This window comes from Salinivibrio sp. VGrn1 (assembly GCF_009377995.1).
Classification (GTDB): domain Bacteria; phylum Pseudomonadota; class Gammaproteobacteria; order Enterobacterales; family Vibrionaceae; genus Salinivibrio; species Salinivibrio siamensis.
This window is the reverse complement of the sequence record NZ_SATA01000002.1, coordinates 403,461-415,305: the sequence shown is the minus strand read 5'-3', so window position 1 is coordinate 415,305 and position 11,845 is coordinate 403,461. Positions and strand designations below refer to the sequence as shown.

Annotated in this window: 10 protein-coding genes; 6 read left to right on the top strand and 4 right to left on the bottom strand. The window is 50.0% G+C overall.

Annotated elements, in window-relative coordinates; translation table 11 throughout:
- Positions 1-2: 2 nt before the first annotated feature.
- Positions 3-713, bottom strand: a complete 711-nt coding sequence (deoD, locus tag EHW56_RS04880; RefSeq protein ID WP_046075624.1) for a purine-nucleoside phosphorylase — start codon at positions 711-713, stop codon at positions 3-5.
- 22 nt (positions 714-735) lie between these two features.
- Complete coding sequence (locus EHW56_RS04875; protein WP_021023774.1) at positions 736-906, bottom strand: XapX domain-containing protein; 171 nt, start codon at positions 904-906, stop codon at positions 736-738.
- 176 nt (positions 907-1,082) lie between these two features.
- Here EHW56_RS04875 and EHW56_RS04870 point away from each other — a divergent pair, with 176 nt between their 5' ends.
- From EHW56_RS04870 to EHW56_RS04850, 5 genes are all read left to right on the top strand, one after another.
- Positions 1,083-1,373 carry a hypothetical protein gene (locus tag EHW56_RS04870; protein WP_046075625.1) on the top strand — a complete coding sequence of 97 codons (291 nt, stop codon included), beginning with the start codon at positions 1,083-1,085 and terminating at the stop codon, positions 1,371-1,373.
- A 55-nt stretch (positions 1,374-1,428) separates the two neighbouring features.
- A complete protein-coding gene (locus EHW56_RS04865; RefSeq protein ID WP_077606684.1) occupies positions 1,429-2,343 on the top strand; it encodes a siderophore ABC transporter substrate-binding protein in 915 nt (304 codons plus the stop codon).
- A gap of 75 nt (positions 2,344-2,418) precedes the next feature.
- Positions 2,419-3,366: an ABC transporter permease gene (locus EHW56_RS04860; RefSeq protein WP_046075627.1), complete on the top strand. Its 948-nt coding sequence runs from the start codon at positions 2,419-2,421 to the stop codon at positions 3,364-3,366.
- A complete protein-coding gene (locus EHW56_RS04855) occupies positions 3,359-4,306 on the top strand; it encodes an iron chelate uptake ABC transporter family permease subunit (RefSeq protein ID WP_152794357.1) in 948 nt (315 codons plus the stop codon). Before EHW56_RS04860 ends, EHW56_RS04855 begins: the two co-directional genes overlap by 8 nt.
- Before the next feature lie 4 nt (positions 4,307-4,310).
- Positions 4,311-5,102 (top strand): ABC transporter ATP-binding protein, encoded by a 792-nt coding sequence (locus tag EHW56_RS04850; protein ID WP_152794355.1) that lies wholly within the window; start codon positions 4,311-4,313, stop codon positions 5,100-5,102.
- 41 nt (positions 5,103-5,143) lie between these two features.
- Here the strand turns inward: EHW56_RS04850 and yddG are convergent, their stop codons facing one another.
- Positions 5,144-6,061: an aromatic amino acid DMT transporter YddG gene (gene yddG / locus EHW56_RS04845; protein WP_152794353.1), complete on the bottom strand. Its 918-nt coding sequence runs from the start codon at positions 6,059-6,061 to the stop codon at positions 5,144-5,146.
- 118 nt (positions 6,062-6,179) lie between these two features.
- The gene (locus EHW56_RS04840; protein ID WP_152798772.1) at positions 6,180-9,926 is read right to left on the bottom strand and encodes an EAL domain-containing protein; all 3,747 of its coding nucleotides are present in this window, start codon (positions 9,924-9,926) and stop codon (positions 6,180-6,182) included.
- Between the two features lie 317 nt (positions 9,927-10,243).
- Here EHW56_RS04840 and EHW56_RS04835 point away from each other — a divergent pair, with 317 nt between their 5' ends.
- A complete protein-coding gene (locus tag EHW56_RS04835; protein WP_172969912.1) occupies positions 10,244-11,842 on the top strand; it encodes a methyl-accepting chemotaxis protein in 1,599 nt (532 codons plus the stop codon).
- Positions 11,843-11,845: the final 3 nt, after the last annotated feature.

Here is an 11,845-nt window from a genome sequence, read left to right as displayed (position 1 = left end):
ACTTACAGGTTGATCGCGGTTTCTAGCGAGACCGTCATCATCTCGTTAAATGATTTTTGACGCTCGTCAGAGCTTAGTGCTTCGCCACGGATGATATGGTCAGACACGGTCAGGATGGTGAGTGCACGCGCACCCAGTTCAGCCGCAACACCGTAGATGCCTGCTGCTTCCATATCTACAGCGAGGATACCTAAGTTATCCATTTTATTGAACAAATCACCTTCTGGGCTGTAGAACAGATCGGCAGAGAAGACGTTACCGACACGCACAGACACATTCTGCTTACGTGCTTCGCCCACGGCCGTTTCCAGGAGGTGATAGTCAGAGATAGCCGCGAAGTCATGGCCAGCAAAGCGTGTACGGTTTACTTTCGCATCCGTGGATGCGCCTTGTGCGATGATGACATCCATCAGTTTGACATCGTCTTTAACCGCACCACAGCTGCCGACGCGGATCACGTTCTTAACACCGTAATCTTTGATTAGCTCATGCACATAGATTGAGCAAGATGGGATCCCCATGCCGTGACCCATGACAGACACTTTCTTGCCTTTGTAGGTGCCGGTGTAGCCGAACATGTTACGCACGTCGGTGACGCGCTCCGCGTTCTCGAGAAAGTTTTCGGCAATGTACTGCGCGCGCAGCGGATCACCTGGCATGAGGACAGTTTCAGCAAATGCGCCGTCTACAGCATTGATATGTGGGGTAGCCATAGTGTGCTCCAATTATCTTTAGTTAAGAAAAAAAGCGTTCGATCACAGCTTGGTAAGCCATGCCGCCAAGGTAGATACCAACAATGCCCATGATCCCAGAAATTACCGGGGGAGCAGGCAGTGGTAACTTGATCGCGCTGAAGAAAAAGCCAACGATGGCGCCAGCGACGACCGCAAGTAAAATTTCGTTCATTATAACCCTCAAACATCTAGTTAGGTGCAGTCCAGCTCAAATCGGTACCCAAATTGCGACAGTCATAGCTGTCTTTATTGTCTTTTAAGTGGTGCCGCATGAGATGAGTCCAGTGTATGTAACCCATGCGCATTTACGCGCGATCTTGATCACAACTATCCCCATATTAGCGCGTAATGGCCACAATGATTACTAAATATGTTGATAGTGTCGATGCAATCGCTTGCGTTTTGGTCAAATGGCGCGGTTTTATCGCCTCTCAGATGCGTGGTGATGACGAATCAACAGCAGGTAGCCGATTCAATTGCGGTTTTTTTGCGCAAGATCAAAACAGTTTTGGTAAGCGTAACTGGCATCGCCGGATGAAAGACATGATGACTGGCTTTTGCGAGCGAAACCTATTGCCTCATGCCATGCGCTTAATCAATAACACTATAAATATGAATAGTTCTCACTTCTATTCGTGACTTGCTTATTCAACTGCGTTAGCATTCCCCCACCGATTTTTGCGAGGAAAGGGCTATGCAAGCTTTTCGTTCATTTTTTCCATTTATTTTTCTCACTGTTTCTTTGTTGTTGAGCAGCCAGGCGGCCGCAAAAACCATCACCCATGCGATGGGCACCGTTGAAATCGACGGCGTACCACAACGCGTCGTTGTGTTGGGGCAGGGCAGTTTAGATGTGCTGGATCGCCTCGGTGTTGAGCCTGTTGGCGTGGTGAAGTCTTTAATGCCGGATTATCTTGCCAAAACCTATCAAGACGATAAGTATGTCGCGGTCGGGACGGTGAAAGAGCCTGACTATGAGGCCATTTTCACCGCTAAGCCGGATTTGATCATTGCGGAAGCGCGTATGGCCTCGCTCATGGGCGAGTTAGAGGAAATCGCTCCGACAATTATGTTTCGAGCGGACTACGAGAATTACTGGCAAAGTGTGCAAGCTAATTGGCGCATGCTAGGCGAGGTGTTTAACAAGCAAGAAAAAGTCGACGCGATCATTGAACAAATGAATACCAAGATCGCGCAGACCCATGATAAAGCGGTGGCAGATAACTTTAACGCGTTGATGGTTATGAGCAACGGCAGTAAAGTGGCGATGTTCGGCGAGAATAGCCGATTTGGTATGGTGTTCGATGAGCTAGGCTTGAAACCTGCGAAAAGCGATGATGTAGAAGTGGCAGGCTCACACGGTAATTTGATTTCGTTCGAATATATTGCCGACGCCAACCCAGATGTCTTATTAGTCCTTGATCGTGAGCAGGCGATTGGGGAAGGTGAAGGCAAGGCAAAAGCGCGTTTTGATAATCCTTTGGTCAACAAAACGCATGCTCACCAACAGCAACGTATCAGCTATCTCGACCCAACCGCGTGGTACATTACCATGGCTGGCATGACGGCGATGGATAAGATGATCGATGATGTAAACCGCGTGCTTTAATCATCATACGAGAAACAAACAGACCCAGGCTGGCCCTGGGTCTTTGTGGTTATAGACCTCAACGGTAGTGATTCTGTGAAGTATCTTTCTATTCCTGTCCTCGTGGTGCTGGCGATCCTGTCGATATCCATTGGTGTGGCGCACGTGTCCTTCGCGAGCTTGTGGGCGGGCGATCCAGAAGCGTGGACAATTTTTACCACCAGTCGTATTCCTCGATTACTGGCTATCTGTTTGGCTGGTGCAGGTTTAAGTGTGGCTGGACTCATCATGCAGCAGATCTGTCAAAACCGCTTTGCCGCGCCCGACACCACCGGCACCATTGATTGTGCACTGCTGGGTTATGTGCTGACGTTGGTAGCGTTTGGAGGCGCCAGCCAATGGCTGGACTTGTCCGTTATTGTGGGGATGGCGATGGCAGGTACTTGGCTATTCGTCCATTTTCTCCAACGACTGAAGTTTAAAAATACCGTGCTGGTTCCCTTGATTGGCATTATGTACGGCAATGTCGTTTCTTCGCTAACCCAGTTTTTAGCTTATAAGTACGATCTGATTCAAACCTTGCAAGCGTGGACGGTCGCCAACTTTTCGTCGGTGCTCGCGGGAAATTATGAAGTACTCTTTGTGGCTATTCCGGTATGTGGTATCGCCTATGCGTATGCCAGCCAATTCAGCGCCGCCAGTATCGGCGAAAGCTTTGCCAAAAACATTGGCCTTGATTATCAAAAGGTAGTGCTATTCGGTGTCATGGTGGTCGCGTTGCTGTCGTCCGCTGTGGTGATGATTGTTGGGGTCATCCCCTTTCTTGGCTTAATTGTGCCCAATGTTGTCTCGCTTTTTATGGGCGATAACATTAAACGCAACTTGCCTTGGACGGCCTTTTGGGGCGTGGTGTTGGTGTTGAGCTGCGACATTCTGGGCCGTGTCATTATCTTCCCTTATGAAGTCCCGATTGCGATGATCATTTCTATCTTAGGCGGTGCGGTGTTTATCTATCTAGTGATGAGGGACAAAGCGAATGCGTGATGGTATCAAGCTTTCCCTGGTCGCAATGGGTGTGGTGCTCGTGGCGGGGTACTTTTTAGGGCATGGATTAACGGCGGATAATTACGCGTATTTTCTTTCGCGACGAACCCCTAAGGTTTTGGCAATCACGCTGGCTGCCGTGGCCATCTCTGCGTCTTCGCTGGTGTTTCAAACCATCACCAACAATCGGATCCTGACCCCTTCGATTCTGGGCTTTGATAGTTTATACGTTCTCTTGCAAACCGTTTTATTGGTGGTATTTGGCTCAAGTAGCGTATTGATGATTAATGCCTACGCGAACTTTACCGCCAGTGTGGTGTTAATGACGGTAAGTGCGACTGTGTTGTTCACGCTTTACTTTCGTCGACATCGCGCCAACATCTATACGCTGCTGTTAATTGGTATTGTGTTAGGTAGCGTGTTTGGCAGTATCAGTCAGTTTTTTACCTTGTTGGTCGATCCGAGTGAGTTCGCCATCCTGCAAGATGCGATGTTCGCCAGCTTCAATAATGCGAATCGTGAGCTGGTCTATGTCAGTGTACCGGTCTTAGCCGCCTGTTTGCTGGTGCTATATCGATTTAGCAATCAGCTTGATGTGTGCTTGTTGGGTGAGGATAACGCAACCAGCCTTGGCATCGATACGCGCCGACTCACACTGAAAGTGATGATGGTGATTGCGGTGATGATTGCCTTATCAACTGCTTTGGTTGGACCGGTGCTCTTTTTTGGTTTGATTGTGGTGAGCCTCGCACGACAAATGTTTGTCAGTTATCAGCATCGTTTTTTAATTGTGGCCACCAGCGTGTTGGCCGCCTTTTTGCTGTTAAGTGGCCAGTATGTTGTCGAACAATGGTTTGGGTTTGAGACCACGGTGAGTGTGATCATTAACTTTGTCGGTGGCGGTTACTTTTTGTATCTACTGACGAAAAACAAGTTTTAACATTATGATTGAATTAATTGGATTATCGAAAGCTTATGGCCAAACACAGGTGGTCAATCAAGCCAGCGCACTGTTTCCCCTCGGTAAAGTGACCGCTATCATTGGTCCCAACGGGGCTGGGAAAAGTACGCTGCTATCGATGGCGAGCCGACTGACAGACAGTGATGCCGGTGAGGTGTTGATTGGTGATAAACCACTGAGTGAGTGGAGTAACCAGGCGTTGGCGCAGCGCTTGGCCGTGTTGCGTCAAGCGAACAACGTCAATATGCGTTTTCGGGTGCGTGAGTTGGTTTCATTTGGGCGCTTTCCGCATTCCAAAGGACGGCTAACCGAACAAGACAACGCGGTGATTGATGACGCCTTAGCGCAACTCGGGCTGACAGAGTTGCAAGAGCGCTTTATTGATCAGCTCAGTGGTGGTCAGCGTCAAATGGCATTCATTGCCATGGTGGTGGCGCAAAACACCGACTATGTTTTCCTCGACGAGCCACTCAACAACCTCGATATTCGTCACTCTGTGGCTATTATGAAAACGGTACGAGAGTTGGCACACCGATACAACAAAGCGGTGGTGGTGGTGATGCACGATATCAATTTTAGCGCGTGCTACGCCGATAACATGATTGCGATGAAAGCGGGTGAAGTGGTTGCCAGTGGCCAAGTGAAAAACGTGGTGACTAAACCCATCATGGAGCGGATTTACGAGATTGATTTTGAAGTCGAGGAGATAAACGGGCAGCGCATTTGTCTGTATTATGGCGCCGCCACGCCATCGATGGCCGCTGCAGAGTCTTAAGCGTGTTGTGAATGACTAGCCGCTATTAGCGGCTAGCCGTCTTAGTGTGCTTTGGCCTCTGCGCGTTTGTTCGCCGCTTTTTTAACGGGTGCCCGAGTCAGCCACCAACTTGCCAGTGAGCCTAAAGTGACCATGGCCACACCTTGCCAAAAGGTGAGCGTCAACGAAGTAGAAAGTAGTACTGCCGACAATAAGGTCGATAAAATAGGGATGAAATAGGATAGGGTGGCCAAGACCATCAAATTGCCCTTGAGAATACCTATATTCCACAGCCCATAACCGCCTCCCATGGCGAGTCCAGCGAGCAGCACATAGCCGCTGGTTTGCCATGAAAGATGCATGGCGGGTGCGTCAGAGGCGAGATAGCCCACCCACAAAGTGATCGCGGTGGCACAGAAAAACCAGGTGATCCCATTTTTACCCTGCGCGCGCATCTTGGTGAGGTTGCAGTAAATCGCCCAAATAATCGCACCGCTAAACGCCAATATATAGCTAACCGGGTTCGACTGAATGTTGGTCACAAGGTGAGACCAAGATACGCCTTGCTTGCCTCCTACTGTCCACACCACGCCCATAAAAGCGACGACTAACGCAGGATAGAGCCACAGGCTTACTTTCTGACGGGTCAAAATAACCGAAAACAAGACAGTTAAGCACGGCCAGAGGTAGTTGATCACCCCCATTTCGATCGCTTGGGTGCGGGTATTCGCCCAAGCCAATGAGAGCGCTAAGCACAATTCATACACGACAAATAAAACGCCGCCAATCAGCAAATATTGGCGCGGGAAGGTGTTGAGTTTGGGGAGGCCGACGACGACAATCAAACAAAGAGAGGCAAGCGTATAAATCGCCGCTGCGCCACCGAGTGGCCCAAGCAGTTCGGTGACATGACGGATAAAGGCGACATTGCTGCTCCAAAGCATGATGGCGCCGCATCCGGCCAGCGTATATCGGTTCATGAGGTAGCCGTCCAAGCAAAACCTCTAAATTGCCTTTTTTATTGGACGTGTGCAACCACCATCGCCACTGCGTATTAGGTGAATGAGTCAAACAGTAGTCGGTGGTCGTCGGGCACCGTCAGTGACTCGGCGGTGTGAGGGTATGCGTGGCAAGCAGTGTATCAAGCGGTGTTGGGTAGTCGATAAGAAACCCTTGCACGTAGTTAATGCCAATTTCTTGTACGCAGGCAAGTTTTTCTTCGTCGGAGACCCATTCCGCGACCGTTTTGTAACCCATGGTGTCACAAATGCTGACAATGGATTCCAGTATGACGCGATCGATTTTGTTTTCTCGGTCGGTCAGGTTAGCCACAAATTGACCATCAACTTTAACCACATCCACATTGAACAGCTTTAAGTAATGAAATGAGCAGAGGCCGGCGCCAAAATCATCCAGCGCGACATGCGCGCCATAGTGGCGTAGTTCGTCGATAAAAGAGACGGCTGTGTTTAAATGACTAATGAGGGCTGATTCAGTGATCTCAAAACACAGTCGCTCGGCAGGCAGGACGGAAGCGCTTAATAGCTGTTTGAGTTGTGCCTGAAATTTAGGGTCACTGATTGAGTTTGCTGAGAGGTTGATGTTGAACCTGAGTCCTGACTCTGCCAACTCCGCGGCGCGCGTATTGAGCACATAGTTCACTACCCAGCCATCGATATCGCGAATGTAGCCAAAGGCCTCAGCAGCGGGAATAAATTCCCCCGGGTTCATAATATTACCGTCGGTATCTATCATGCGTATTAATAGTTCGTACCAGTGTTCAATCACAGGCCCTTGTGCGGGTGCCACCTGTTGGCCATAGAGCGCAAAGCGGTTTTCAGTCAGTGCTCGTGTAATTTTCCCCACCATTTGCATGTCGCTGTGGCGTCCCTGCGCGGTGCCTGAGATATCGTTGTAATCCACTATCTGGCCACGTCCTGCCGATTTGGCCTCATACATCGCTACATCGGCGCGGCTCATCAAATCCGAGAGGGTTAATGTCGCATCGTTAACATCCACCAGACCCACACTGGCACTGATGGCAAAAATGCGCTCACCATAGGAGAAAGACAAATGTTCAAGCTGTTTGATTAAGTCGGCGATCGTATGTTTCGCGTCGCGCATATTGCAGTGCGTGAGCAGCAACGCAAACTCATCGCCGCCCAAACGCGCCACCACATCATCACTGCGTATGTTATCGGCTAAGGCTTGTGACACTTGGCATAGGACTTCGTCACCGGCGTGATGGCCGACCGAGTCATTGATGATTTTGAAAAGATCTAAATCGATAAACGCTAGCACGGAAGGCGACTGACTCTCGCGGGACAAGTGATTTTCCATGAGGGTTTCAAAGGCGCGGCGATTGGGTAGCTGTGTGAGCGAATCATGATTGGCGTTGTAGTCTAACTGTGCCATCAGCGCATGCTCATCCGACACGTCTCGCAGCACAAACACATACCCGTGTTCACCGTTTTGGTTACTGGTCAGTGGCGACATAGCCACCGATACATACAGGCGTTTGCCGCCCGCGATAACCAGTTGGTAGGCGTCTTTTATTTGGGTTTCAAAAAAGGTCTCTGTTTGCTGACTGCTAAAACTAGAAAGCAGCACCCGTTGCTGGTTGTTGTAAAGCTCGAAAACCGCGTCCACAGGTTGGCCGAGTGGCAGCACGCTATCATTGGCAACAAGCCACTGCGCGGTGTTGTTGAGGTAGGCCAAGTTGCCCTGATCGTCGATGGTGATCACCGCATCGTTGATGGAGTTCATCACCACATCCAGCTGTTCACGCTCTTGGGCCAGTGCGTAGTTAAGCTCGTTGATTTCGGTATTGTCCCAATTGGCGCCGATCATCCGTACTGTGTTGCCATTATCGTCTAGTTGTAAGCTGGCGAGAGCTCGGAGATAGCGAATCCGCCCTTGGCTATCAATGATCCGAAACTGGGTATCGAGTCGTTGATGATGTGTAAGCGCGTCCTGGAGTGTTTGGTTGATGGTCTCTGCATCATCGGGATGAAGGCGTTGCTGCCAGGTGGCGAGTGTTTCACGGCCTTCGGCCTCAGGGAGATCGTAGAGGCGGTACATTTGTGTGTCCCACTCTAGCCTGTCTTCGTTAACGTGATACTCCCAAATACCGATGTTGGCCGCTTTTGTCGCGGCTTCGAGTCGCCGACGTAAGGTGTCTGTTTGCCGGTTAGTTAGATACTGCTCAGTGATGTCAATCACGGTACTCAAAACGGTTTCGGTTTCTTCCCCCGTTTGCCGCGCCGATGACTGGCGTAGATAGCGATAGGTGTTCGCATCATTATTAAATCGGAAGATCTCCACCATCCGATCGGTGTGTTTGTCGACCAGCAGGCGCATAGATTGTTCCCAGGCGGCGCGATCGTCTGGATGTATGCGACTGATCCAGTCTTGGTAGGTGCGTATCTGTTTGGCATTGATGCCGAGCAAAGGCGCGGACCACCCAGAAAACAGGAGTGCGCCCGTATCAACGTTGAGCTCAAAGACGGCAAGTTTGTTAATATCGAGGGCAAAACGCCAACGCTCAAGCCAACGTTTTTGTTCACGCTGTGCCGCTTTGAGGGCGTTAATATCTTCGACTTGGCTGATTAAGTGAGTGACATGCCCAGCGTGTTTATCCCGCACCGCAGTGACGGAGAGGCGTCCCCATACTATCTCGCCATCGGCGCGTACAAAGCGCTTTTCCAATCGCTTATTATCAGAATGGCCCATGATCAAATCATTAAGATAATCCCCCAGTGACGATTGGTCTTGTGCTCGCGTGAACAAAGACACATGCGAACCGATAAGCACGCGCCGCTCACAGCCAAAAAACTGCGCCAAACTGGCATTGGCATCTTGGATGATACCTCGCGGATCCAGTATCGCCATCCCAATCAATGAGTTGTGCATCGCTTGTGTGAGCAGCGAGTGCTGCTCAATGTGGTGTCGTTGATGACGTCGATAGCTATACGCCAGCTGTGTCATCACCACGCCGGTGCCCATGGCTGCGGCCGCCATTGCCATCCGGGAGAGTGAAGCTTTTTGATCAGCGCTCGCATGAAACGTGAGTGCGCCAAGGGCAGATAGGATGTCAAAGCTAAGAAGCGTGAGTGCGATGCAGATAAAGCCAACCAAGCGGTTTTGCAACGTTGCGGCCAATAAAAATAGGGCAGTCAGTGCGATAAAGGGGTGAGGGGAGAGATAAAGTAAGAGAGTAATTACAGTGAGTGCGCATATACATAGGCCAATCAATGAGCCCCAAGACTTTCCTGACTTTATCACTGGATCATAACGTCTTTGGTTAAAATGATTTTTTATCACTAACAATAGAGGAAACAGTGAAACAAAACCGACAAACTCACTAATAAACCAGCGTAGTAAAAGATAATCAAAAGGTTGACTAGTACCCACTGACTGAATACTCGCTCCAAATATCGCACCCACTAGCGGACTCAAAACAAGGCTGGGGGCGAGTCCTCGGATAAAGGGCCACAGACTCTCGAGTGGATCACCGTAACGTTTGCGCATTAAATGATAGGCTGTGCAACCTATCCCCGCTGTTGCAGTATTGACTGCTGCCATACTGGCACTGAGCAACGGAGGAATACCCATTAGTGTGTCTGCACAGTAGACACCGATAAAAAAACCGACGGCTGCAAACAGTTTTGCGTAACGAGGAAAACAGCTAAACCCAAATGCACCGGCAGCTGAGACATACCAAATAACCGCAAACTCTTCGCTTTCAGGCAACACCGCCAATGATAACCACACCAGCGAGAAACTAATTGTCATCAATACCGAAAAGGCGTGAATCGTCTGACGCACTCGTAGACCGCGGAGCATGGCTCTCCCATTATTTACAATGACCTAGCTGTAGCTTAGCGCATTTTGTCTTAGAGTTAACGACCTTTATTGACTTTCCGCTACCTTTGTCGGTACTGAATTGTTGCCCGCCGTATTGAGTGGCACCTGCGTCCTATTAATTGTTTGGTTACTAGCGCCTCAGATCTAATGCTTTAGTCGAAATTTGATCACTTTCACCGCTATTGAGTGTGAAGCATGGCATTAGTAATCAAAACGTGGCAGTCCTGTGTGTCGTGATACGACCGCATGCCATGACATTGGATAAAATCGGTTCAGTGAGGAACAAAGGTGGCTCGATGACAGGGAACGCAGCGAACAAACAATCATGGTTTTGGGTTGTAATAGGCACCACGTTGTCACTTTTAGTGTTAGTGAGTTGGCGCTTTTTTTCTGAGCAGTTTTATACGGTAGCGGGACTCCTCGCCTGCCAAGCGCTCGTGACCGTGTTGGCGATGAAGGCGTACTCGTCGGCACCCAAGGTGGTACCGGGGCAAGATACCGAGGAAGAAACGCAAACGCTGCCGATGAAAACAGTCGGACGGCTGGCAACGCGCGCTACCATGAATGCCATGAATGCGGCGGAAGTCTCGCATCGCTCGGATATATTAAAAACGCGATTAACCGAACAGTTTTCTTCTGTAGTCGAGGTCACCGAGACCGCGCAGCATATCGAACAGACTTTGTCTGACACCTGCCAAGCGCAAGCGGCGTCTGTTGAGCAAGTAACGCGCATGCGAGATCTGAGCTTGGAGGGGGCCGATAAGCTCACTGCCTCAATAGCGGAAATGCGTGATATTAACCAAAAAACGGCTGAAACAGTGGCACGTATTGAAGCGCTAGACGCTAACGTCAATAAAGTGAGTGATGTCGCACAGGTCATTGATGCGATTGCAGAGCAAACAAACCTATTGGCGTTGAATGCCGCCATTGAAGCGGCACGAGCGGGAGAGCAAGGGCGTGGCTTTGCGGTGGTGGCCGACGAAGTGCGTCAGCTTGCGCAGCGCACGTCACAAAGCACCAGTGAAGTTGCGGCGATCATAAAACAAATCATGACAGAGTCGAGTAATGTGATGACCCATATTCAAACGCTGTCATCGGATGTCGAGGCGGGGACGTGGAATGTTGAGAGGGTGGGAGAGATTTTAACCGACCTCTCGTCCAGAGCCGATCAGGTTGAAGCGGCCGTGAGACAAATGGCGGATGGATCGTCACAAAACAGTGCAAGCCTCGAGCAAATTGCTTCAGCATTGACCCAAGTGCGGACTGGACTAGAAGACAGTGATAACCAGGTCATTGCGCTGAGCCAAGAAGCGGAAGGCTTGATGGAAACCACCGAAAAAACCAATGCCGTTTTCGCTGAGCTGTCTGAGGCGAGCCCACATCAACGCTTTTTTAAAGCAGCCAGCTTATGTCGTGATCGTATAGAGGCGGCGTTTGCACACGCCATTGAGCAGGGTGAGATCAGTAAAAGTGATTTGTTTGATCGCCACTACCAGCCGATCGCGAACACCGATCCTAAAAAATATACCACCCGATTTGATAGCTTGTGTGATCGGATCTTACCGCCTATTCAAGAGCCCATTCTTGAGACAGATGAGAACATTGTTTATGTGATAGCCAATGACAACCATGGCTACGTCCCCACGCATAACCAGCGCTTTTGCCAGCCTCTCACCGGTGATTATGCGCAAGATATCACCGGAAACCGGACTAAACGCTTATTTGATGACCGAACAGGTAGGCGTTGCGGTCAACATACTGATACCATGTTGTTGCAGACCTACAAGCGCGATACCGGTGAGGTAATGCATGATCTTTCTGTTCCTCTTTTTGTTGCAGGTCAACATTGGGGCGCAGTGAGAATGGGGTATTATCCACCGGTATCGGCGGATTAAGCG